At 56.1% G+C, this 25,079-nt stretch carries 17 protein-coding genes; 4 read left to right on the forward strand and 13 right to left on the reverse strand.

The window, feature by feature from the left end; translation table 11 throughout:
- Positions 1-16: 16 nt before the first annotated feature.
- From AACY07_RS09520 to AACY07_RS09530, 3 genes are all read right to left on the reverse strand, one after another.
- Entirely contained in the window at positions 17-2,464 is a 2,448-nt protein-coding gene (locus AACY07_RS09520) for a fimbria/pilus outer membrane usher protein (RefSeq protein ID WP_339474549.1), read from the reverse strand.
- A 215-nt stretch (positions 2,465-2,679) separates the two neighbouring features.
- Entirely contained in the window at positions 2,680-3,435 is a 756-nt protein-coding gene (locus AACY07_RS09525; RefSeq protein WP_339474551.1) for a fimbrial biogenesis chaperone, read from the reverse strand.
- 66 nt (positions 3,436-3,501) lie between these two features.
- Positions 3,502-4,092, reverse strand: a complete 591-nt coding sequence (locus tag AACY07_RS09530) for a fimbrial protein (RefSeq protein ID WP_339474552.1) — start codon at positions 4,090-4,092, stop codon at positions 3,502-3,504.
- A 358-nt stretch (positions 4,093-4,450) separates the two neighbouring features.
- Between AACY07_RS09530 and AACY07_RS09535 the strand changes: the two genes are divergently transcribed.
- The 4 genes from AACY07_RS09535 (at position 4,451) to AACY07_RS09550 (ending at position 10,870) form a co-directional block, all read left to right on the forward strand.
- A complete protein-coding gene (locus AACY07_RS09535; RefSeq protein ID WP_339474554.1) occupies positions 4,451-5,107 on the forward strand; it encodes a response regulator transcription factor in 657 nt (218 codons plus the stop codon).
- Between the two features lie 8 nt (positions 5,108-5,115).
- Positions 5,116-6,354, forward strand: a complete 1,239-nt coding sequence (locus AACY07_RS09540) for an EAL domain-containing response regulator (RefSeq protein ID WP_339474555.1) — start codon at positions 5,116-5,118, stop codon at positions 6,352-6,354.
- A 122-nt stretch (positions 6,355-6,476) separates the two neighbouring features.
- Positions 6,477-7,175: a response regulator transcription factor gene (locus AACY07_RS09545; protein WP_339474556.1), complete on the forward strand. Its 699-nt coding sequence runs from the start codon at positions 6,477-6,479 to the stop codon at positions 7,173-7,175.
- A gap of 173 nt (positions 7,176-7,348) precedes the next feature.
- Positions 7,349-10,870 (forward strand): transporter substrate-binding domain-containing protein, encoded by a 3,522-nt coding sequence (locus AACY07_RS09550; protein WP_339474557.1) that lies wholly within the window; start codon positions 7,349-7,351, stop codon positions 10,868-10,870.
- On the opposite strand, the gene AACY07_RS09555 is transcribed toward AACY07_RS09550, so the two are convergent.
- From AACY07_RS09555 to AACY07_RS09600, 10 genes are all read right to left on the reverse strand, one after another.
- Positions 10,871-14,080: a transporter substrate-binding domain-containing protein gene (locus AACY07_RS09555; protein ID WP_339474558.1), complete on the reverse strand. Its 3,210-nt coding sequence runs from the start codon at positions 14,078-14,080 to the stop codon at positions 10,871-10,873.
- A gap of 205 nt (positions 14,081-14,285) precedes the next feature.
- Positions 14,286-15,482, reverse strand: a complete 1,197-nt coding sequence (locus tag AACY07_RS09560) for a hypothetical protein (protein ID WP_339474559.1) — start codon at positions 15,480-15,482, stop codon at positions 14,286-14,288.
- A 13-nt stretch (positions 15,483-15,495) separates the two neighbouring features.
- Complete coding sequence (locus AACY07_RS09565) at positions 15,496-16,389, reverse strand: nitrilase family protein (RefSeq protein WP_339474560.1); 894 nt, start codon at positions 16,387-16,389, stop codon at positions 15,496-15,498.
- 379 nt (positions 16,390-16,768) lie between these two features.
- Positions 16,769-18,979 (reverse strand): lipase family protein, encoded by a 2,211-nt coding sequence (locus tag AACY07_RS09570; protein ID WP_339474561.1) that lies wholly within the window; start codon positions 18,977-18,979, stop codon positions 16,769-16,771.
- Between the two features lie 12 nt (positions 18,980-18,991).
- Complete coding sequence (locus AACY07_RS09575; RefSeq protein ID WP_339474563.1) at positions 18,992-19,741, reverse strand: hypothetical protein; 750 nt, start codon at positions 19,739-19,741, stop codon at positions 18,992-18,994.
- 5 nt (positions 19,742-19,746) lie between these two features.
- Complete coding sequence (locus AACY07_RS09580) at positions 19,747-20,073, reverse strand: hypothetical protein (RefSeq protein ID WP_339474565.1); 327 nt, start codon at positions 20,071-20,073, stop codon at positions 19,747-19,749.
- 12 nt (positions 20,074-20,085) lie between these two features.
- Positions 20,086-20,862, reverse strand: coding sequence for a hypothetical protein (locus AACY07_RS09585; protein WP_339474566.1), 777 nt, complete (start codon positions 20,860-20,862; stop codon positions 20,086-20,088).
- Complete coding sequence (locus AACY07_RS09590; RefSeq protein ID WP_339474568.1) at positions 20,859-21,704, reverse strand: DUF4123 domain-containing protein; 846 nt, start codon at positions 21,702-21,704, stop codon at positions 20,859-20,861. Before AACY07_RS09590 ends, AACY07_RS09585 begins: the two co-directional genes overlap by 4 nt.
- Entirely contained in the window at positions 21,701-23,776 is a 2,076-nt protein-coding gene (locus AACY07_RS09595; protein ID WP_339474569.1) for a type VI secretion system Vgr family protein, read from the reverse strand. The genes AACY07_RS09590 and AACY07_RS09595 overlap by 4 nt, the downstream gene beginning before the upstream one ends.
- Before the next feature lie 229 nt (positions 23,777-24,005).
- Entirely contained in the window at positions 24,006-25,034 is a 1,029-nt protein-coding gene (locus AACY07_RS09600; RefSeq protein ID WP_133076813.1) for a substrate-binding domain-containing protein, read from the reverse strand.
- Positions 25,035-25,079: the final 45 nt, after the last annotated feature.

Below are 25,079 nucleotides of genomic sequence, written 5' to 3' on the forward strand. Positions count from 1 at the left end.
AGCAGTGACTTGATAATCAACGCCCCTCGGTGTCGGGCAAGCAAATAAGCGTATAGCGTTCGTAGTTGACCTTTTCTGGATTTGGCGCCAGTGCGTAAGTGGCCAGGCATTGCTTGCCTTGCCATTTGATGGTCAGCGTGGCGCTGTCGTCCTCGACCATGGCGAGTGCTTTGCCCGTAGGGTCGGAAATCGCCAGTTGCACGCCCTTGGCGTCTTCCAGCGAGGCACCGAACGGGATCGGCCGGTTATTGGCATCGGCCAGTTCAAACTGAATCCGCCGACCCTTGCGGCCTTCGAAGCGTGCCACGACCACCGCGCCACGGCGCGGCACCAGTTGCTGGGTGGCGTTATCCAGTTCAACGTCCCCACCCAGGTTGCGGGTATCCAGGCTCAGCCAGTTCACGCGATACGGCTGGGCGTTGGGAATGACGGCGTAACCGTTGTTGCCGGTAGTGACCCCTGAGTGAGTGCTGATCTCGACGCCGGATATGCCCGCCACTTCGACCAGGGCGAAGGTTTCACCGACGGTTTGGCCAAGGTTGACCCCGCCGCCATGGGCGACCACCGAGCCGGAGATGTTCAGGTTCTGGGAGTCAAAGCCTTGGCCCTTGCTGTAGCCGACGCCGATATCGGCTATCGATGTCCGGGTGTTCACACTGAGCGAGCCGGATTGGCCACCCTGAGTGCTGTCGCCGGCCTGGATGGAGTAAAACGAATCACTGCTGTCCGAGAGATAACCACTGATCCCCAATTGTGAGCTGTTGCCGTTGCGCTCACGGGTGGTTGACACAAAGGCCCGGGGCGACCGGGGGCGAGAGCCCAGGGGGAAAGAGAGTGAGAGGTTGACCTGGGTATCGGTGTGCGACAAACCGCGCTCATCGATATCCAGACTCTTGCTGGCGCTCACGTTGTAGTTGAGTTCGCCCCAGTTGTTGCTGTAACCCGCCGAGAAAGTGCGTGAGCCACCACGGTTCCAGTAGCGCTGGTCGGTGCCGTTGATATAAAGCGAACCATATTGCCGTGTACCCCCGAGTGTCTGGTTGACCGTCAGGTCGGTGCGGGTTTTTGAGCTGCCACTGCGCGATCTGACGCCCTCACTGATGTCTTCAACGTGATCGCTGAAGCTGCGATAGCCCTCTGTGGAGTAGCGATAGGCGGCCAGGGTGAAGCTGGTGTCGGTTCCGGTGAAGGTCTTTGCATAAAGCGCTCGCACGCTGTTGCCCTTGGTGGTTTTGCCTTTGGCGCGACTGGATGACTGGGTGAGGTCAAACGAAACCGCGCCAAGCACGGTGTTTTTCGCGGCTCCAACCGAAAACGTCTGAAAGTTTTCGCTGGCTTGCAGGCCCGCAATCCCCGTCAGGTTACTGTTCAAACCATAGGCGGCGGTGCTGCTGACAAAGGAGGGCGATGCGACGCCCACGGCGTTGCTCGCGTACTGGCCAGCAGACACACTGTATTTGAACTGCCCTTCGCGAACCATCGTGGGCAGGGCGGAAAAAGCCTGTTTGCTCACTTTGCGACGGCCGTCGGCTTCGATAATCACGACCTCGAGATCGCCGTTGGACCCCGTGGGGTAGATATCGCTGATCTCGAACGGACCGGGCGCTACGGTGGTGGTGTACAGGATGTAGTTGTCCTGGCGAATCTCGACCACCGCGTTGGAATCGGCGACACCGCGAATGATCGGCGCATAACCCCGTTCGCTGTCGGCGCGCATCCCGTCATCCGAGGCCAGTTTTACCCCGCGATAGCGCACGCTGTTGAACAGTTCAGTATCGGAGAGGATCTCGCCGGCGCTGAACTGCCCTTTGAGTGCGGTGACGTCACGTTGCACATAGCTGCGATTGCTTTCAAACGTATTTGCATGGCCGGTGCTGGTGCTGAAGTTCGACTCGTTGCGCAGCCGCCACGGCCCCAGGTTGAGGCCATTGCGCATACTCAGGTTGGTGGAAACCTGTGTGCTGTATGGGTTGGTGTTGCGGTTGCTGCTGAACTGATAGTTGATAAACCCGGCTGGAACGCCTTCGTCCCATAGCTCGGGATCCACAAAGCCGCGCATGCCCCGCGCCATTGCCAATTGCGGCACGCTGAAATACAGGCGCAGGCGGCTGGAGTCGAATCGCCATGTCGCCTGGTCAATCATGGATGAGAGGTCATGACAGGTGTTCGGCAACTCGGGATCGAGCAACTTCTGGTCGTGCAGCTTTTGCACATCAACGCCCAATTGCTGAATCAGATCAACCGTCATGCATGGCTCGACCTTGCCGTTGAGCGCGTTGGGCGCGAACTCGATATCTCTGCGCCCCACGAGCACTTCGTTGCTGTAGAGGTCGACCCGGTAGTTGCCTGGTAATACGCGGTTTGTGCTGAGCAGGGTGTGTAGATCCACCGATGTTGCGCCTTGAAGAAATGCGCTGTTGAAATGCTCTTCGGGCTGATGTGCCTGCTCTTCGCCCCAGGCCATGCTCGACAGTGTGATAGTTAGGAACAGGCACCGAGGTAGATCGGTGAGTGCCAGTGTCTCGGTGGTGAATATTCGGGCGCGTTTTTCTGCGCAACTATCATGCGTATGATTATTGGAGAAAAACATATGGATAGCCTATGTCGTCAGTCAGACTGACGCAGTCATGAAGTGTGCAAATAATAAAGCTCGGGTAAATGACCGTGTGGGCAGGTTGTTTATTGTTGTTCTTTGACTTCTGCTGGCGTTGCCGAACTCATCTCTTGAAAATTCAGGGTGACTTCAAACTTTTGCAATGCACCATAATCATTGATACTTGCAAAGCTCAAGGGTGACGACACAGACTGGAGAGGGACTTTTAAGGTGAATGTTCTGTGCTCACCGGGTGCGATCATGGTTGCGCTGATAACGCGTTCTGCTTTATCCGTCTTGCCCACCTCAAGGTCGGCCAATGACACATGGTAATTGCCCGGGTTATTGACGGTTAATAGCGTTTGCCCACCTTCTTTTTGCAATTTCCATTTTAGTTGCGCAGGCGCCTGGGCAGCTTCACCTGGCAAGTCAGGGGGTCGAAAAAAAACTTTGACCCGTTGGCGCACTGCTAATTGCAGTATGTTGGCCTCGGAAAGACTGGTTTGCGGGATCTCCTGAACGTTTAGCCACACGACAGATTCTTTGTCGGATGGCATGCCGCTGCCTTCGTAAAGAATGCGCAGCAATTGCTGTTGATTGGCAACCACTCGGGCGAGGGGAGGGGTAATGGCAAAGGGCAGCGATGTGTTATCCCCCTGATCGCTGTCAATCCATGACTGCACCAATACAGTCTGGCTTCCGTTGCGTACCGTGATATTGGCTTCTTTGCGTGAGCCGTCAAATATAACCCGGGTAGCACTCAGGGATATGCTTGCACACACGTGAGGGGTGACAAACAGACTTATCAAACTTAGAAAAACAGGGATTGAACGTCGCATCATATGATTCACCAAAACATGCTGAAACCCAGGGAGAAGAGGCCCGAGGGCCTCCCCCTTCAGTCAGGGCTATTCGTACTGAAGTACAAATGGAAGTGTCGCGTTGCCTGTACCTGCAACGGCTGCTGACGCTTCACCCGTGGTGACGTAGGCTGCAGCGAATGACAAGGTGCCATCACCACCTGCGGCTTCACCACCACTCAGGCCGGTTGCAACCATGGCCTCGGTATCGGAGGTCAGGTCGATGACAGCGCCATCACTGTCAAGAAGCGCAATACCCACCCCTTTGGCCGCATCTGTACCTTGCAGTTTCAACACTTTTTTACCGGTAACCAGACCAGAACCACCGTTCAGGCCTGGTTTGAAAACCATTGATACTTTGGTCCCGGCATTGCAGTTGATCTTCAAGTTGAAGTCATTTGCACTGATACGCCCGGCATTCGGCGCTGTATCCGTGCCCATGTCCTTGATTGACACGTTGCCCATATCAACCGAAATAACTTTGTCTTTACCGGTGCTGCCATCAACGGAGCAGGCATCATTGTTGATGATGCCCATGAAGTTGATCTGGCCACTGCCACCTTTAACAGGCGCAGCGAAAGCAGAGCCGGAAGCGGCGATAACCGACAGACTGAGCAGGGCTAGATAAAACTTTTTCATGTAAGTGTCCTGTGTTGTAAGTGTGTTTCAGCGAACTGCGGGAGCCATATTAGGGGGCTGTTGTGCCAGGGTCTTTGAGATTTGTCTCAAAGCGATTATTGCCGTTACTTGCAATGGCACGAATGGCCCAGCCCTTTGGGGTGCACTGTTTTTTATGGGTTTGAGACAAGTCTTGGTTTTTTTAACCGACAGACTCGTTATCTTGAGCCGCGCCCTGTTTTCAAACATCCGAAACGCATAAGGGCGGACGTATTGAGTGCCGTCTTGAAGGCAATAAACATCATCTTTTGAAGTTCTTCTGTTAGCCATTCTGGTCTTTGTGAAAGGCAGGTTGGCCGATGGGAGATGGAGATTTCCAATGTTAAATCCGCTCAGGATCGGCGTGCTGGATGCCCATGAAATAGCCCGTTATGGTTTGTATTTACACCTGCTCGAACAGCCCGACATCGCCGTTGTGGGCTCCTACGCAAGTTACGCCAACGCGATACAGGATGTTCGAGAGAAAGAACTCGACCTGCTGCTTATTGGGCACTTGCCGTCGGGTAGCAACAGGTTGACGCTGATCAAGGCTCTGAATACCGAGCAGCCTGAGCTGAGAGTCCTGGTTTTGCTTGATCAGCCTGATTGGGCTACAGCGGTCATGCTCGTGGCATCCGGCGCTCACGGTATTGTTTGCAAGACACAACCTCTTTGTGACTATGTCAAAGCGATACACAGCCTGGTTCAAGGAGAACTTTATTTTTGCCCAAGGCTGATTGTTCAAGCGTCGCTCGTTAACCCGTTCGGTACGCACCCGGGTCATGCCGTTGCCGTTCGTGCTCGCTTGGCAATGTTGACGCCACGGGAGCGAGATATCCTTCATTTGTGCGCTGGCGGGGCGACCGTTACCCAAATAGCAGCGGATTTCACCCGAAGCGTCAAAACGATCAGCGCACAGAAACGTGCAGCCTATCGAAAGCTGGGACTGAAAAATGATCTTGATTTGTACCGGTGTTTTCCCCAGCGCCTGGCTTGAGCGTGTGCATGCCAAGCGGGAACGATGCCTTGAACTCATTGCGTTTGCTGATGCTCGAGCATCACGATGTCCAGCGTACCGCTTCGGTCAATACCTTGTGCGGGATGGGGTGCGTTGATGTCTTGCAAGCGGCTGACGGTCAGGCCGCCCTCGCATTGCTGCATCAGCAGGGTGGCGTTGATATTGCGTTATGCGATGTGCAAACCCTGGCAATGGATGGATTGACGTTTTTGAGCCAGGCCCGTGAAGCGGGCCTGGTCAAAGCGGTCATTATCTGCAGTGCACTCCCCGAGGAGCTGGTGCAGACCGTCGCGCAAATCGTCAGGCTTCAAGGCCTGGAGTGGCTGGGTAATGCAGGCCGGCCGGCACTGGCTGAGGTGCTTGGCCCCTTGTTACAAGCTTACTGCATGCCCAGCCGGCTCCGTGTTGCTCATGCCTGTGGTCCAGGGTGCCAGCCGGGTGAGCAGCAGCTACGCGCCGGTATTGACCGGCAAGAGTTCTGCGCCTGGTTCCAGCCCACGTTCCATCTGAGCAGCGGCTTGGTCCAGGGCGCCGAAGTGCTGCTCAGATGGCAGCGGGCGCCAGGTGAGCTGTTGTCGCCCGGGTCATTTTTACCCGCTGTCGAACAGTTCGGATTGCTCGATCCGGTCTTTTTCAGCGTGTTTGAGCAGGGGCTGCGCTTGCAGAAGTTTATGCAGTCGGGTGGTAACGGGTTCAAACTTGCATTCAATCTGGATGCATCACAGTTGGCATGCCCGCACTTCGTAGACCGGGTAGAGCGCGTGCTGCGCACCCACGGGGCATCGCCCGCAGGCGTAACGTTTGAACTGACGGAAACCGGTCTGTTGCAAGCCCCCGGGATGTGCCTGACCAACATGCTGCGGCTGCGCATGCTGGTGTGCGACTTGTCGATTGATGACTTCGGTGTCGGCTATTCGTCGCTGGAGCGTCTGTGCCAGCTACCGTTCAATGAAGTCAAACTGGATGCCGGTTTTATTCGGGACTTCAAGCTCCCGCGCCCCGTCGCGGTGATCAGGGGTGTCCTGGAGCTGGCGCGAGCGTTGAACATGCAGGTGGTGGCCGAGGGGATTGAAACCGTTGAGCAGCTACGCTGCCTTCAAAGGCTGGGCTGTCAGCTTGGGCAAGGGTACTTGTATGCCCGGCCGATGAGCGAGACACACATGATGAACTGGGCCTTTACAGGCGATCCAGCGATATGGCCAACGGCAAAACTTCCCGCAGGGTGACGTGTCTGGCTGTTCCAGTCAGAGTGGTTTTGAGACAACGACCTATATCCATCGTCTGGTAGATCATTCAGAATTTTCTCATTGATTTGATGATTTGCAACTGCTTATGACGGAGACAAACAATGCAATGGTCTGTTGTCACACCTTTACGTGTTGCCGTGCTTGATGACCATTCTCTTATTCGACTGGCCTTGAACTCGAGGCTGAGTCGAGAGGCGGATATTGCGGTGGTTGGCGTGTTCAGCACCAGCGCCGAGTTGATTTCATCCTTGCGCGAGCTGACGATCGACTTGTTGGTGCTGGACTATCAATTGCACGAGGGCGAGCTGGATGGCTTGAACCTGATCAGGATGCTGCGCAAGCAACATCCGCAGCTGCTTATTCTCATTTCGTCTTCGTCTGAAAAACCCGCCATTGTCAATCTCGCTATCGGCGCAGGGGCCAACGGGTTTCTGGGCAAGTCTCAACCGGTTGATGATCTGGTTGTGGCCATTCGTACCGTGGCTTCGGGGCAGCTCTATCTCTCTTCGATGATGGCCTTTGAGCTCGATAAAAAGCCGGTCTCCGGTCAGGAGCGTACGAGCGCAAATGGCGATGATCCTCCTGGCGATACCCTGTTAGTCAGCAACGTTGCGCTTTCTCCCAAAGAACGCGAGGTATTGCGTTGCTGCCTGGAGGGCCTGCAGGTTTCGCAGATTGCGCTCAAGTTCATGCGCAGCAGGAAAACCATCAGCGGGCAAAAACAGTCGGCTTACAGAAAACTGGGCATACGCACTGATGTAGAGTTGTTCAGGTTGCAGCACAACCTTGATCAGTCGTGATCGCACCCTGGTTGATATTCAGAGGCGTTGTCATGGGGTTTGTTGCAGCACCGGCCTGTGCAGTTCGACGTATAGTGGCAATCGTCGTGTGGCTTCTTCTTCCATTTGATCTGTTGCATGCAACAACCGTCGATAGTCCATTACGGCTATTGGTGCGCCCTCAGTGCACAAGCATGCAAGTCGCACTTTCGAATGACGACTGGCAGTGGCTCAGGAACAAGCGTTCCCTGGTCCTGGGTGTCGCCCAACCGGATTTTCCGCCCTTTGAAATGACGGCCAGTTCTCCGTATTTCGAAGGCATCACTGCTGACGTAGCGTGCTTTCTGGAGCAGACCCTTCACGTCAACCTCAAGCTTAAGCGCTTTGCTGATCGCGGCCATGCGCTGGCTGCACTGGAGCAAGGCGAGATAGATATGCTGGGCAGCGCCAACGGTTTTGAGGTCAGCGCCGCACATGCACTTCTCAGCAACCCTTATGTGCAGGATCAGCCCGGGTTATTTGTCCGTAACGACAATCAGCAACCGCTGCCAACCAACCTGGCGGGCAAGCGCATAGCCATAGCCGAGGGCTATTTGCCGCTCGACTCATTGGCAAGGCAGTACCCCGATGCCCTGTTTATTCCCTACGGCTCCCGCGACCTGGCCTTGGCTGCTCTGGCGTTTGGCGATCTTGACGGTTACCTGGGAGACGGATTGTCGAGTCACTATCTGATCAACTTGAGCTATTTCAACTATGTGCAACTCGAACGTTTTATCGATATGCCAAGTGCTGGCTTCGGGTTTGCCCTGCGGCGTGGCAATGATCGTCTGAAAGCTGTCCTGGACAGGGCGATCAACGCCATCGACAAAAAAAACCTGCACCAGATCGTCAAGCGCTGGTCCGGTGGCGGAGCCATGCTGTCGACCCAAACAATAGAGCTTTCTACCCATGAGCAACGCTGGATTGAGCAGCATCCGGTTGTGCGATATGTGGTGAATGATGACTTGGCACCGTATGCCTTCTTTGATGCGCAGGGCCGGTTCAGTGGCATGAGTTCAGAGCTGCTGGAGTTGATCCACAGGCGAACCGGGCTGCGATTCGAGGCGGTTCGCACCGACAGTTTTGCCAACCTGCTCAGCTCTCTGACAGATGGCACTGCGGATTTGACCATGGCCGCGCACACCTCTGAGCGTGAGAGCAGCCTTCGGTTCAGCAGGGCATTTATTTTCAGTTCGTTCGTGATTGTCACACCTGACGTGGAGCAGGCGCCTTCGAGCCTCGATGCGCTGCGTGGAAAGCGCCTGGCGGTGCCGATCATGGCCGCCGAGCGCGCAGTACTGAGCGCGTACACGGATATCGAAATCATCGATTCAGCCACCATCCTCGAGTCTCTGGCCATGGTTGCGGATGGTCGGGCAGATGCGACGTTTGCCACGCTGCATGGAGCCCGTTACTACATTCAGCATCTGTACCCAGGCAAGTTGCGCATCAGCAATATTCTGCAGGGCGAGTACGGGGCATTGGCGTTTGCAGCCCAGCGGGGCGAGACCGAACTGATCTCCATTATCGACAAGGCGCTGCTGAGTATCGCGCCGGATGAAATCAACAGTGTGCTCAATCGCTGGCGGCCGGTTGCCGTGTTTGAGGTCATGAAATGGAGGGATTACCAAACCCTGATTTACCAGATGGCTGGCGTCGCCTTCCTGTTCATTCTTTGCTCCCTGGTCTGGAATATTTACATCCGGCGCCAGATTCGCGAGCGCAAGCGGGCGCAATTGGCCCTCGGTGATCAGTTGACGTTCATGGAGGCGCTGATCAACGGCACCCCGCATCCGATCTATGTCCGTGACCGTCACGGCGCAATGGTGGCCTGCAATGCCCATTATCTGAAAACATTTTCTGTCACCCGTGAGGATGTGATCGGCAAAACGGCACTTCAAAGTGCCAAGCACAACCGTGATGAGGCCATGCAGTTCCATGCCGGTTATATGCGGGTCATCGAGCAGGGTGAGCCATACGAGGTCGATCGCACACTGCATGTGGGTGACTCGACACTGATTATTTACCATTGGATTCAGCCATTTCATGACACCCGCGGGCATGTCCAGGGGGTTATTTGCGGCTGGATCGATATCAGTGAGCGTCGTGAGCTTATTGAGCAATTGCGTGCGGCCAAGCAGCAGGCGGACAACTCAAACAGGGCCAAGACCACCTTCCTGACGACCATGAGCCATGAGATTCGTACCCCCATGAGCGCTGTGATCGGCATGCTCGAACTCGCACTGAAGCGGGCCGATCAGGGTGATTTTGATCGCGGGGCGATCGAGGTGGCCTACACCTCTGCCAAGGGCATGCTTGAACTGATCGGCGATATTCTGGATGTGGTACGCATTGAGTCAGGGCATGTCAGCCTTTCGCCCAGAAGGGCCAATCTGCGGGAGCTGGTCGAGTCGGTAGCGCGGGTGTTTGAAGGCCTGGCCAGACAGAAAAACCTGATCCTGAAACTTGAAATCGACGCCAGCGTCGGCGGTGATGTGCTGGTCGATCCCATGCGCTTTCAGCAAGTGCTGTCCAACCTGTTGGGAAATGCGATCAAGTTCACGGACACTGGAGAAGTGCGCGTATCGATTCGTGCCGAGCACAGTGTTGATGAGCGCCTGCAGGTGTGCCTGACGGTTGAAGACACCGGTATTGGCATTGCCGCGCACGATCTGCAGCGATTATTCCAGCCTTTCTCTCAAGCGGATCACGGCGTACCCAGCAGAGGTGGAACGGGGCTTGGGCTGGCGATCTCGCGCTCATTGTGCGAGTTGATGGGGGGGAGACTTGAAATCAGCAGTGTCATCGGGCAGGGCACAACACTTGAAGTATCGTTGTCATTTCACAAACTGGAGGCTGTGACTGCCGTGGTGACGCCGCGAGAGCAAGTCCTCGGGGTATCGCGCGCGATGAAAGTGTTGGTGGTAGATGACCAGTCGCCGAATCGTTTGCTTCTGGTCCAGCAGTTGACGTTTCTGGGGCAATCGGCAAGCGCTGCCGAGGACGGTGTGGTTGCGCTGCAGCTTTGGCGGGCCGGGCATTTCGATATGGTTATCACTGACTGCAACATGCCGTTGATGAGTGGCTACGATTTGGCTCAACAGATCCGTCAGGATGAGGTTCAGCGGGGAATGGGGGCTTGTTGGGTGGTGGGTTTGACCGCCAACGCCCAGCCAGAGGAGAAGGCCAGATGCCTGAGGGCAGGAATGAATGACTGCTTGTTCAAACCCCTGAACTTGAAAGCCTTGTCGATGCTTTTATCGGGCTGGCAGGCCCCATTGGCCGACGGTTTTGCTTCAGAGAATCAAGCTGGAGTGTGTGCCGATCAGGCATCCATCACGGCGAGTCTGCATACGTTGACGGGCGGTGTTCACGAGGCCACCACCGTGTTGATTCATGAGGCGCTGAACAGTTTCGAGAGAGACAGTGCAGAGCTTGGCGAAATGCTGGCAAGGGATGAAATGGCGTCGTTTTCAGGCCTGGCCCATCGTATTAAGGGGGCAGCGCTGCTCGTGGCCGACTCGGTAGTTGTCAGATACTGCGACATGCTGGAGCAGGCCTGCAGCGTTTCGCAGGTTGTGCCAGAGCATGTGCTTCAGTGCGCCAGATTGCTTGAACAGGCGCTGGCAAAACTGCGCAGTAACCTGCTTGAAGTTGCCCGGGGAAGGCGTTCTTGATCAGTCCGTTTGCAGCGACACATTGATATCGTTGAGCGCCTGGATCAGATCGTTTACGGCCTGACGTATGAGATCAGGCCTGTCATGGCTGGCAGTCAGCTCCTCAAGTGTGACGCACAGCATCAGCAAGCTCTGGGAGTTGAGCACATAGGCAGTGCCTTTGAGCTTGTGGGCAATGCGCGCCAGTGCATCGAAGTCGTTCAGGCCAAGGGACGTGTCCAGCGCCAGCAGCTCTTCATTGTTGCTGGCGATAACGTGTTCAGCTATTTCAAGCTGAACCTCTTTTGCACGGTCGGGTTGCGTCGGAGTCTGCTCGTTTTCTCCGCGGTTGAGAGTGGGAATCAACCGGTTCAACCCGCCTAGGCTGACGGGTTTGGTGAGTGCTTCGTCCATGCCGCACGCCAGGCACTGTTCGAGCGCTTCGCGTTGCGCATCGGCGCTGATGCCGATGATCATGCAAGGCTCAATGCCCAGGCTGGACTCAAGCTCCCGGATGGCACGGGTCATTTCATAGCCGTTGGTGTGCGGCATGTTGCAGTCGGTCAACACGATGTCGATGGCGTGTTTTTGCCACAGCGCAATGCCTTCCTGCCCGTTGCTGGCAGTGATCCCATGGTGGCCCAGATAGCTGATTTGCTGTTCAAGCAGGTACTGGCTCGGCAGGTGGTCTTCCACTATCAATATGTTCAGTGGCAGGTCTATGGCTGCGGGTGTCTGTTTCTGGATCGCGCTGATCTGAGTGCTTTCAGCGCTCACACGCTCGAAGCGGGCGTTGAAAATCATTGAGGTGCCCACCCCCGGCTCGCTCTCGACCCGCAGACTGGCCCCCATCAACTGACTGAGCACCTGGCTGATCGACAAACCGAGACTGGCACCGGTGTTGAGGTTGTTCACGGCGCTGTCGAGCTCAAAGAAAGGGGTAAACACCTTGTCGATTTGGGATGCAGCGATGCCTTTGCCGGTGTCAGTGACACTCAGTTGCAATTGCACGGTGTGTTCGTCAACGCATTGGCCTTGGCAACTGATCACGATGCCGCCTTTGTCAGTGAATTTGATGGCGTTGCTCAACAGGTTGGAGAGTATCTGTTTGAACTTCAGCTCATCGATCCATAACCGCTCTTCAGCGCTTTGATCCAGCTCCAGGCGGATACTGAGGTGTTTCTGGCGCGCCAGACCTGCGAATACATTGGCCACTGATTCGATCAATTGCTTGAGCGAGGTGATTTGTGGGCGCAAGGTCAGATTGCCTGACTCGATTGTGGAGATGTCGAGGATCTCGCCAATCAGCCCCAGCAGGTTGTGGGCCGACTCATAAGCGATATGCACTGACTGAGTGTTGAGCGAGGGATCGGCCTTGCGGGTCAATACCAGCTCCAGCATGCCGATAATGGCGTTCAGAGGAGTGCGTATTTCATGGCTCATGGTCGCCAGAAATACGGTCTTGCTGCGGTTGGCCTTTTCGGCAGCCTCTTTGGTGGTCTTCAGTTCGTCCAGGATGAGTTGGCGCTGATGCAAGTCGAGCTGTTTGCGTATGATTCGCCGGCGTTGAGCGATGATCAGCAGTCCCGCCACCAGGAGCAGTGTGCACAGTACGCCCAGGGTCTTCCATGTGGTCGAAGCCAGCCCCTCCCAATGCTTGTCGTCAGTCGCGGCGTTGGCCTGCCAGCGCCCGGTGATCTGCAGGGTCTGTTCGGGGCTTATCTCAGCCAGCGCCTTGTCGAGGATCGACATCAACAACGGATCTTGCGACGGCGCTGCAAACAGTATTTGCGCATCATGATAGTTAACCAGGCCGTTGACCTTGAGGGTTTTCTCATACTTGTAGGACAGGTAGTAGCGCGCCATGTTGGCCGGTACCAGTGAGAAATCTGCCTTGCCATCGCGCACCTGGTTAAGTGCATCGGCCGTTGTGGCCGTTTCTATCACGCGCAGGTTGGGGTAGTTGCGCAGCCACTCGGGTGACAGTTGGCGCTCTGCGACTGCCAGTACGGCGACCGTCTGCGTGCTCAGTGAGGTTAATTGACGGTCTTCTCGCCGAGTGATGATCAGGTAGGGCGCTGTCACGAAAGGCCGGCTGAACAGATAAGCATCTGCTTTAGCACTGTCCTGGAACAAGACACCAAGGTCGGCCTTCCCTTGGCTCAGCAGGTCCTGGGCATCGCTCAGTGAACTGACACGATTGATCTCAAAGCGCATGCCGGTTTTACGCCTTACGATGTCCAGAAGCTCTGAGGCAATACCGTTGAATCGACCCTGGTTGTCAAAAAAACTGTAAGGGGCCACATCCTCACTGACGACGAGTCTCACAACGCCTGCCTTGTCGAGCCAGGCTTGCTCGGGCTCACTGAGGCGTTGATGAAAGCTGCTCAAGTCGCATGCCTCGGTGTCACCCCAGGTGTGCATGGCGCTTGCCAGATTGCATCGCGAGAGACCGCCCAGCGCTTGATCGAGCAGGGATCCGAGCAGTGTGCTGGATGCGCTGTAGGCAAAGCCCACTGGTATTTCTGGCAGCCGGGCGCTCTGATTGACGACCAGTTGGTTGCTGAATAATTGGGCTGACAAGTAACGGGTGGAGAAGGTATCGCCCAGATAGGCTTGGGATTGTCCTTTCAGGACCGCTGACATTGCGTCGCGCCGTGATCGGTAGCGGGTAATGGCTGCCTGACCGCCAGCCTGCCTGTACAGCGCCACAAGCTGTGCATCGACGCTGGAAATCTGCATTGCATTGGCCTGCATATCGTAGTCGCGCAGGTCTCCGGCCTCGGTAAACAAAGCCAGCTCGGTGAAGGCATAGGGTGGGCTCAATTGCACTTGATAGTGCCTGGCATCAGCGTCTGTCGCGACAGCCACCAGGTCGATCTGACCTTTGCCCAAGGCCTCGTAGAGCGCTTGGGTTGTAGCAAAGCGGCGCAGGGTCAAGGTCATCGACAACTCACGCTCCAAGGCCGACAAGTAGTCAGCGGCAATACCTTCCAGCTCATTGCGGGTCGTGATGATTCGGTACGGCGGGTAATTATCCTCTTGTACACCGACAATCAGGGTGCGTTTTTCTTGCGCCCACGCTTTTGTGGGCCCATCGAGTTGAAACTTCAGTCCGTTCAGGGGTTGTCGTGCATGTAACTGAAGAGTGCTGTCATTGGCCAACGAACTGCATGAAAACAGCAGTAGCCAGTACATCCCGAAAATGTGAAGCAGTGGCGGTAATTTCAAGTGGTCACTCTCGGGCAAGATTGTGGTGCCATGCCAGTTTTGCGCTGCAGATTGGAGATGCGTGGGCTGACAGTTTTGGTCGTTGCGCAAAAAATACACAAAATACAGTTAGTGATAACAGGATACCGCACAGATGCAGCGGTCGAATTCTGTTTGAGGGGGGACCTCTGCACTGGGGCTGATAATGTCTGTGTGAATCAGTCATTTAAGCAGCAACCAGTGCGCCAATCACCGGCACGATCAGCAAGGTGCTGATTGCCATCGACAAGACATTGCCGATATAGGGGTGCATGTACCCGGGCACCCGCCGGGCGATGGCGCACGCCAGGGGCGGAGCGATCAAGGCGCCGAGCACTGCGCTGGCAATCATCACCATCGGGCTGGCGCCGTAGGTGAGCACCGCCGCAGGCACAACGGAAACCAGCGGCACGTACGTGGGATACCAGCCACGTGTTCGCCATTCGCCACGCCACACAATGACGCCCACCAACGAGGTCAGCGCCTGCGCTGCAACCATCTGCAGCAGCACGCCGGAACCATAGGCGGGACTGAGCGGGTTCAAGATGAAGGCCAGTAAAACCCCCGCTAACATGCCCAGGCTGGCCCACTCGTTGCCATAAAACGGCGCCTCTGAAAAATCAGCCAGCACACGGCGTGCTATCCAGATCACTCCGTAGTCCGGCGTTTTGACGGGCGGTGCAGGCGCAGTTGGCGGTTTTTGCTCGTGACGGGGTGTCACCAGCGCTGGCAGCGCCCGGCACAGGCCAAAAGCAATCACGCTCCCCAGTGCCATGCCCAGCACATTGCCGATGACCACGGGCAAGCCCAAGGGCAGGCACACGTAGTTGACGATCAACAGGCACGATGGGGTGACGAGCAGGGCGCCGAGGATTGCTCCGTTGAGGGTGACTTTCCAGCCGCCGCCAAACAGCAGCACCATCGCTGCCGGCAAAGACACAAAGGCGGCGAAGGTGGGCTGCCAGGTGTCAGCCGTCAGAGTCCAGCCCCACAGCGCATTGCTGAGCAACAACCCCAGCAATGAACTGCTCACCAGCCACGGCCACAAGCCGGTGCCATAGCTGATGCTGAACCCTTGCCAGGTTTGGGCGTAGCGACTGGCCCAGTACCCCAGGGCGCCACCCAGCAACAAGCCCAGCGAGGCCAGCTCGTGTTTGTAAAACGCGACTTCGCTGATATCGCCCAACACCCAGCGCAGCCAGGCCAGGGGGGAGGGCATACTCGCCATCATGTCGCTGTAGGCGGGCCAATACACCGTGCCAGCGCTGGAGTACGTCACGGCCACCCAGGCCGTTACTGCGCCAAACACCAGCACGGTGCCGACCAGCAGGATCAGAAAACGGGCAGCGGGACCGCGGGTTTCTCTGTCGGAAAAGATCTGCATGATGTTCACCCGCTCAACGCGGCAAGCGCGGGTGATGGCAATAGCCGAGCAGCTCGTCATACACATCGGTACGACGGTCGCGCAGCAGGTCGTTCAGGTTGTTCCAGATCGGTGCGCTGCGGGCGGTCGAGAGGTCGATGTCAGCGTAGAGAATGGTCTGCTCGTCGGCCGATGCAATTTTGCCGATGGGCCAGCCATTGGTTCCGGCAATCAGCGAACAGCCCAGGTAGCGCGCATCCTGTTCCTTGCCAATGCGGTCGGCCGCGGCAATAAACACGTTATTGACGTGGGCAGCGGTCATCGTCAGGTACGAAGCCATGCACTTGCCCGTCTCGTCGAACAGCGGCGGTGGGGTCCAGACCCAGTTATTCAGGCTGCAGATAATATCGGCGCCTTGCTGGCTCAGCAGACGGGGTACTTCGGGAAACCAGATATCCCAGCAAATCAGCAGGCCGATGCGTCCGATGGAGGTTTCAAACACCGGAAAGCCAAGGTTGCCGGGGGTGAACCAGAGCTTTTCCTTGTTCCACAAATGCGCTTTGCGGTACTTGCCGACAAAGCCGTCCGGGCCGAGCAGCACCGCCGTATCGAACAGCTGCATGGCGTCCTGCTCGGCAAGACCGGCCACCAGATAGACCTGGTGTTTTTGCGCAAAATTGATCCACGCCTTGACACTGGGACCGTCTGGAATGGTTTCGGCATGGTCGAAGGCATCCTGGCGATTGGCAAACAGATAGCCGGTGTTGGCCAGCTCCGGGAGCACAATCAGATCCGCTCCGTTCATGGCCGCCTCCCGGGCCAGGTCCAGACTGTTTTGCAGATTGCTCTGGATGTTGTGAATGCCTACTTGCGGATCGAATTGCACCACCGCAACGCGCACCGCACTGACTGCGACAGATTCGCTCATGACTGACACCTCTTCTTGTTTTTATTGGCCCGCCTCGCATGGCGGGTAATTAGTAAGAAGAGTTGTCAGCAAGAGCGTCTGTCGCTGGATTCTGTTTCTCGTGTAGTCCGTCGATTAGGTGATTGAGTGGTTTTTACTTATGGCCTACAGGGATAGAGGTATTCGGGGACTGAGCTTGAGTGCTTCATGGGGGAATCTGGTGAATTAATCGGTCGACCACGAGACGGGGCTCACCGCAAGACTCTAATCGTGAGCGGACAAAAACACACTGGTGGGGACGGTCACGAGGTAAGTGTTCAAGGTGAAGATTCAACGACTGGCCCTGTCTAGACGTGACTGACTTGCGCGTAATCCACGCACAAGCCAGCAGACACGCCCGCTAAAGCATAGAGTCGATATCAAATGGTTTGGGCGCACCGCTGCGGGAGGCGAACATCAAATAGCCGTCATCTTGCTGGGGAATCATTGCAATCTGCACCTGCAGGTTGTTCTCCCTCTGGTCTTTCCAGCGAAGCAGAGCGGCTTGCAGGTCGGGAGATTGCGCGGCACTGCCGTAGACATCTGCAGGCTTGAGCCGACGAAATCGGAGTGCCTTGAGCCGTTGCAGCGAATCAGCAAGCTTGCCTGACTCACCGGACAATTCACTCACCGTTTGCAGGTACTCGGGATCGTGTTTGTGATAGCCCAGCGTGTCCACTACTTGCTTGCGCTTATCTTGTACCTTGAGGCGCATCGTACTTAATGCCGCCTCCACCAAATTGTATTCACGGTCGGTGACTACCGTCCCGTTTGCTTCCTGAGTTTGTTGCCAGCGGCGCAAGGTTGCCCAGGAGAACGGGATATAAGAGCCCGGTATGCTGTGATCACCTAAATTCATGGCCTGATCGATCAAACCACCACGAAATGGCAGATCACCGTCTTTGGCGAGCGCCCGGGTGCAGGCCGCTTCTTCTACGGAGGCACAACCCGGATTCCAGAGAATCGACGACTTCTGCGTGGCGTTAAAATCCACCGGCATGAAGTGGTGTAACTCGCCATGGTGCTCATAAGGCGCACCCCCCACACGAACAAGACCTGACACAAAGATCAAAAGGCCTAAAATCGGGTTAGTCACAAACAGCCCCACAAGCCCAGGAATCCAGATGGACCGTCGTGCGTTCATCCAGGGTGCGGGGACACCGGGAATCATGTCGTTGTTGTTGACCATGCGGTGATGTTTCAGTGGCTTGGCCGCCGCAACGAAAGTGGCATCACCCACGCGGGGCGATCCATAGGTGTAAAGGAGAATGTTGTAATCGTTATCAGTGGAGTTGCGCAGAGCTTCAGCTAGCAGCAATGCAATTGCGCCACCCAGGCTATGGCCACTGATAATGATTTTTTGTCCGACGTGAAATCGATCTAAATAAACCTGAATAAACTCTTTCAAGGCTTGATAGGCATCGTAAAAGCCGTTATGGACTTTCCCTTTACCCTCGCTGAAGGGAACTTGTGCCGCATCTGCATCACGCCACCAATCTGATAATTCCAGTGTTCCACGGATAGCGATCAGTATCACCTCATCATGATGCGTGATAAAGGCCTGCGTGCTCTTACCACTAAACCAATATTCATTCGTGTCATCAAAAAAGTGTAGCGTGGAAGGGTGCTCTTGCTTTTTACCCCTGCTGGGTTTGTTTTGCTCATACAACGTTGGGTCGAACGGCAAAATCTCAAAGCGCTTCGAGTACGGAACATCTTCATACAGTGGGAAGTAGCGGTGAACTGACGACTGTGAACGGTCTACCCTCCAACTTTCCCGGTAGCTTGAAAGAGCATCACCAAAAAAATGACCCACGCTGGGGTCCAGTGGAAAACTCACCCCGTCTACAGGGTTTTGGGCAGGGTGCTGGCCGAAGTCGGAATAGCTTAAATTCGCCATGATCGCAAGCTGATACAGGTTCAGCGCGCAGAAATCTTCATCGGTAGAAAGCATGGGTCTTAGCGCACGCAGTGGACGCACCTGTAGCAGTGTGTGCCGGTTCGGCAGGAGCCCAACGCCCGTACTGGATAATGGCTGCGGACCATACCGAAGCTCATCAAGCGCCCTGACCAGGATGTCATCCGGCGGGTATTTGCGGTCAACCGGGGGAGGTAAATGCGCGCTGTGCTTAACCAGGTCCCGCACCTCAACCTGGATGAATTGATCGCCCGCTTTTTGCGCGGGATTGTGGTCGACAGGGAAACCGTCTTTGTGAAAAAAACGGGTTTTTTCGGCGCGGACTTGAAGTTCGGTAATTGGGAGGGGATATGATAAACGCCTCATCAAATAACGATACAAGTCTTCGCCGCCGTCATAGTTAGTGTCAACGCGGAGTACAGCGGGCCCGCGATAGCAGTCTTCAATCTTGGCAACACCTTGGGCATCCAGCACCCCCATATACTGCTGTTCCGCACTGTCTTGAAGGGTGTAGGCAAGACCTGCATAGGGTTTGCCATCACCGAACTCATCCACCAACTGGAAACTAAACCAGTGACCTTTTAATGGGCAGGCAAACATTTTTCCGCTGAAAGCTGGCTTGTCCACATCTGCCATGGGTTTATATGAACTCATCCTTTGATGTCCTTATTCGGTGCAGTTGGGATAGACGGTGCAATCCCGTCCATCAGGCATTTTGAAAGGTTTGAAGTCCGTAGTGTTTCCGCGGCAAAATCCGTACAAATCATCAAGTCCTTTCCCCATACAACGCTTCCAACCAGTTGGAAACTTAACCCAATTATCACCAACTGCTGGCAGCTCTTCTTTCGCCTCCGTGAGCACCAATTTCACAGTCTTGCCCGCTAATTGGTCGCGCTGTAACGCTCCGCCCGCCAGGCTTTTTTGCACGACGCCATTCGTGTCGAGTGCCCGGCACTGCAATATTTTCCTGATATACCGCTTCGAACCCACCGTGCGGAAAAACCATTGGCACTGGCCATGAAAGACCAAAGGTTCTGAAGTGGACAAAGAGGGAGCGCCTTCTAATAGTTCATCGGTGATCGCTAAAGCGGCAGAGTCAAGCCCCATGTCGAGATCACGTTTGCCCCACTGCCCTCTGATAGCTAACTCAACATCTTGTAATACCATTGAACACCCATGGGCGGTGTCCGTCAGCGGCACCTTAAACTCAAGCAGGTGATCCGTTTTGGGCTGCTCGCTTTTGAAAAACTTCCGCCCTGGACCTCGGCGCTCTTCTCCTGAAGGGGCCATACACCTCTCTCCAAGTGCTGGTTCGTAATAAGCCGTTCCGTTGACAGTAAAATTTTCCGGCAACTCAGCCTGGACGGTGAAAGTTTCTGTCTGCGCCATTGAACAGCCCGAAACGACAAAGGCCATTGCATTCACCAATAAGACCCGCAGTAACCGAGGAGTAATGTGTTGTATGTCCATAATGCTGAATACGCTCCTGACCAGAATTTCACTTTATTTAAAAGCCGCTCGAAGTGAACCTGCGGTGCTTTTCCAGCATGAGGCAACCAACTTCTTAAGCGCGGCGGTTGGGCTTTATTAAGTGTGTTGATGATCAATAAATGCAATTGCTCAGGCATGGGCCAGCCCCGTTGCCGAGCCTGGGGGAGTTGTTCTATAAGCCAAGTGCTTTGGTCTTTAAATATTTCACTCCTAAAATACGGCTTATCTACATCTTCCATTGATTTATACGAACTCATCCTTTGAAGTCCTTATTCGGTGCAGTTGGGATAGACGGTGCAGTCCCGCCCATCAGGCATTTTGAAAGATTTGATGAACTTGTATGGCTTGACACATGGCTCTTCGTTATTGGTTCCCCATAAACCAGTACAGGCCTTCCAGCCCTTGGGCGTTTCGAGCCACCACCCGTTGTAATAAGGCTCCTCTTTATCCGCGACACTAAGCACCAACTTCACAGTCTTGCCCGCTAACTGATCGCGCTGCAGCGCTTCGCCCGCCAAGCTTTTTTGCACGACGCCATTCGCGTCGAGCGCCCGACACTGCAGGATTTTCACGATGTAACGGTATGGACCCATCGTGCGGAAAAACCATTGGCACTGACCCTGAAAGACCAGCGGTCCGGATGTGGGGAAAGGGCGAAGGTTTTCTGTTGGCTCATCACGAATGGAAATACCGGCCCTTTGCAGACTCATGTCCAGCTCACGAGTGCCCCACTGACCTCTGATATGCAGCACCACGTTTGTCAAAACCATTGAACAACCCCTGGTTGTATCCGTCAGCGGCAGCTTGAACTCAACCGGGCGCGCGCCTATGGATTGCCCGCTTTGGATACGGTTTTTACTGGAACATGAATCGCCGGAGGTCGATGCGTAATACGCCACTGGACTAATGGTGAAGTTTTCAGGCATCTCGGCTTGAAAGGTAAAACTCTCGGTCTGTGCCATTGAACAGCCCGAAACGACAAAGGCCATTGCATTCACAAACAAGACCCGCAGGAACCTGGGAGACATATCTCGTTCGTTCATCATGCTGATTGCTCTCCTGACCAGAACTTCACTTCATTCAAAAGGCGCTCGAAGTGAACCTGCGGGTCTTCGTCGCCATGTGGCAGCCAGCTCCTCAACAAGGGTGGCTTGAGTGTATTGATGATCAAAAAGTGCAGTTGCTCAGGGGTGGACCAGCCCCATTGCCGAGCCTGGGAGAGTTGTTCTGCGAGCCAGGTACTTGGGTCCTGGCGCTGGCTGAGTCGTATCAGCTCGTCGCTGTGTTCTGCCCACAGATACCGGTAGATATTGGAATGAAGCATCGCCATCGTCTGGCTCGCGGGCACTGGGACGTTCAGCCACGCCGGGTCAGCAGGTACCGGATGCACTCCGGGAGCAGGATTGTTAATGACTGCCCACTGTGAACCCTGCCAAAAACACACGCTGATCGCAGGCCCCAGGTACTCAGGGCGGGCCTTTTCAGGGATATGCCCCAAGGCACGGGTGAGGGCTCGATTATCGTGAAAACGGTACAGCGCCTGATGGGGTCGAGTGCCGGTAATCACGCGTTCGCGCCAGTGCCGGGTCAGCGCAGGCAGGTCATCTCTGCCAATACTGGCCAGCCAGCCCCAATTACGTTCAGGCACCTCAAGCAGCGCTTTGATGTGTTCGTTATCGGGACTGTTGATGAGGAAGATGACGGGCCCTGCATCAGCGAGGTCTGCGAGCGGAGTCTCGCTGTACACCCTGCAGTATTGCTCCGGGCCGTGGTTTTTCAGCAGGGCCTGGCGGGCAGCACGCTCGCCTTCAGAGTCCAGAATCAAGCACAGCGAGTGGCCGAGCGTTAGCTGTTCTGCCATCCATTGCCGCACAGAGGCAATCTTCATGAGTTCACTCCATTCGGTAGGCAAAGCCCGTCTTTGCACGCCACGCAAATCGGGCAGGCGTCCATGTTTCTAACTTTCGTTCCCGCCATTAGGGCGGTGAGTGTCGGAGCGAACATGGGCTGTGCCGAGCGCGCCTGGGCGGCTTGCAGCGGTGGAACACCCGCCACGGGCGCACCCCCCTGAACAATGTCCACGCTGCTGAAAATGCCGCCTGCAGTGATAAGGATGTGTTGACCACCGGCCTGAAGCGTCAGGCTCATGCCGGCATTGATCACCACATGGGCGGCAGTGACATGGGCGTGTGCCCCGGCCTGAATCACCAGCGTGCCGTCGGCCGTCGTGCTGCTGTTGCCGGTGATGCTGATCAGTTCGTTGCCACCGATCACCGTGTTACGCAGGCCTTGGGTGGTGTGCAGTTCGTCACCCTTGATCAGGCTGGAGCTGTTGTTGTCCACCTGCTCAAAGCGGTCGTTGCTGATCAGGCTGTGGCTGTCCCGGGTGATGTGCTCGCGCCGATCGTTACCGATGCGGGTGTCGCTGTCGTTGAGGATCACCTGTTCGATGTCGCGCTGCGCCCGCAGGTGAATCAACTCCTGCCCGGCCCGGTCTTCAATCGACAGTTCGTTGTAGCCGCCATTGGCGGGTGAGCTGTGGCTACGCAGTACCGTTTTGGTCTTGTGCGCGGGCAAGGGGTAGGGCACCGGTGTGACCTTGTTGGGGACGCAACCGGTAATCAGCGGATGGTCGGGATTCCCCTCCAGATACGTCACGACGACTTCCATGCCGATGCGCGGGATAGTCACCGCACCGAAACCTTCCCCCGCCCAACTGGATGACACCCGCAGCCAGCAACTGCTCTTGTCGCTGCCCAGCTCGGCGCGGTCCCAATGGAACTCGACTTTGACCCGGCCGTATTCATCGCAAAAAATCTCTTCCCCTACAGGCCCCGTAACGCGGGCTGTCTGGCTGACCAATACGGATTTGCGCGTGACCAACGGAGGGCGGTAGAACACGTCCCAGGGGATCGCACTGAAGGTGTTGCGGTAACCCTGGGTGAAGCCGTCTTCGGGGTTAACGTCGTGGGTGATCGCTTCCTCCAGCGCCTGAGGTTGCTTGCCTGTGTGCGTCACGCTGAGCAACAGCCACAAGTCGTTGCAGGCTTTACGGGGGTGTTCGGTCAGGTCGAAGAAGTGACCGCTGCGCAGAGTCGGCTGGTCGCTTTTGCCTTCGGCTAACTGGTAGTCGGTGCGGTGCCGCTCCAGGGCTTGCCGTGCACGCTGCTTGCCGAGCTTTTCATTCTCGTGCGGTATCGGGTAACGGTAGTCTTCGAGCGCCGGGTTGAACTCGGCTGTGAAGTGGCTTTGCAGCAACAGGCTTGGGCGTTTTAGATCATAGCCCCGGCGTGTGCTGGTGCTGGTTCGGGTGCTGTAACGCATCGAGAACTGGCTGACGACCGGGTGATCCGCCACCAGACCGGAGCCTTGCAGGTAGGGCGTACCCCCCAGCTTTGGGAAATAGGTCTGATCGTCGGTGAATACCAGAAGGTGGCCATCCTGACTGTGCTGGTGGTGCCATGAAATGCCATCTTCACTGCATAACCGCTGGATGAACTCGAAGTCGTTTTCCCCGTATTGGGTGCAGTACTCGCGTTCCGGGCTGGTGTTGACATGGAAGGTGTACGCATCGGCTTGGATGCCATGGCCTTTAAGGACCTGGGCCACGATCTGCGGCACCGTCAGGTGCTGGAAAATCCGTTGGTTGTGGCTGAACTGCACGTAGTGCAGGGCAGGCACGAGGGTTAATTGATAACGGGTCAGGCGTCGACCGGACTCGCCTACGAAGACCTCTTCGATATGCCCATGAATGCCCTCACCATTGAGGCCAAACTGAAGAAAAGCGGGCTGACAGAGCAGGCTCTCCAGATCGAAGTCGGGGTACTCGCTGACCAGTTCGATGTGGATCGCATACAAGCAGCTGATGGCTTCAGTGCCATCAAAGGCCAGGACCTTGAAGTCGTTGCGAACAGAGGGGATCAGTAGCGTGAAATGCGCAGTATTCGCCGGCGCGAACATATGCTTGTCCTTAAGCGGGGGATAAAGGGGCGTTGCGATACCTGAGCCTGAGCAGGCTCAAAAGTGCCGTGCAAGCTAGCAGGGCACCAAACGGATTGATGTAAGACGCTTCCTAAAGAAGGAGAGAATTTTCAGGTGTTCGAAATTGCTTCTTCAGATAAGGGCAGAAGAAGTAAGGATTGAATGGGACAGAGCAGGCGTTGGGGTCAACGCGACCTGAGCGTGTGGTTCAAACAACCCGCGCAGAACTCGCCCGCACCTGAAGCTGCGGGGTCAGGGTGATGGACTCGGCAGCCTCGCCCCGGATGCGCTTGAGCAGCAGTTCAACGGCATGTTGCCCCATCTCTGACAAAGGCAGGCGCACGCTGGTCAACGGCACCATCAGTTCGCTGGCCAAGGGGATGTCGTTGAAACCGACCACGGCAATGTCTTTGCCGGGCATCAAGCCCTTGTCGCGCGCAGCACCCATCAAGCCGATGGCAAGGAAGTCGTTGACCGCGAAAAACGCCTTCGGTTGTGGGGTGAGCCCCAGCAGGTACTCGCCCTGTTTATGCCCGGTGAGGCTGTCGAACGGGCCATTGAGGGTCCACTCCGGGCGCAATGTGATGCCTTGCTCGCGGTAATAACGGGTAAAACCGCGAGTACGGTCCGCCCCGGTGGAGGCATGTCGTTCGCCTGCGAGAATCGCCACATCCCGACAGCCCAATTGAAACAGGTGCTCGGCCGCCAGCCAGCCGCCCAACTCATCGTCGCTGCAAGCCGCCAGTTGCCCGGCGATCTGGCGGCTGACCAGTACGTAGGGAATGTGCTTGCGTGCCAGCAGGTCGAGCAGGGGCTGAGTGTCTCCCACATGGGAGTCGCCCACGATCAGCCCGGCCACCGAGCGGCGCAAGGCGTGTTCGGCACGGGCCATCTGACGCGGTTGCTGGTCGTCGGTGTTGGACACGAACGTGAGGTAGCCGGCCTGCTCGGCCGCACTGTCAATGCTGTCGTAGATGGTCGCCATCACCAGGTCGGTGAGGCGCGGCATGAGCACGCAGATTTCCTGACTTTTACGCAATTTCAGGTTAGATGCCTGCGTGTTCGGTCGATAATCCAGCTCTTTTGCCAATGCACGAATTCGCGCCACCACCTCGGCCGACGCCGCTCGCTCGACCCCGGCGGGATCGCCATTGAGCACCCGTGACACCGTGGAAACATGCACTCCCAGTGCAGTAGCCATGGACTTCAGGGTGGCGGGGCGAGATTGATTTGGCATGTTCTGGGGATTTCCGGCAGTCCGTTGTTTAGCGCGCGAATTCTA

This window comes from Pseudomonas sp. RL_5y_Pfl2_69, from assembly GCF_963970465.1.
GTDB lineage: Bacteria > Pseudomonadota > Gammaproteobacteria > Pseudomonadales > Pseudomonadaceae > Aquipseudomonas.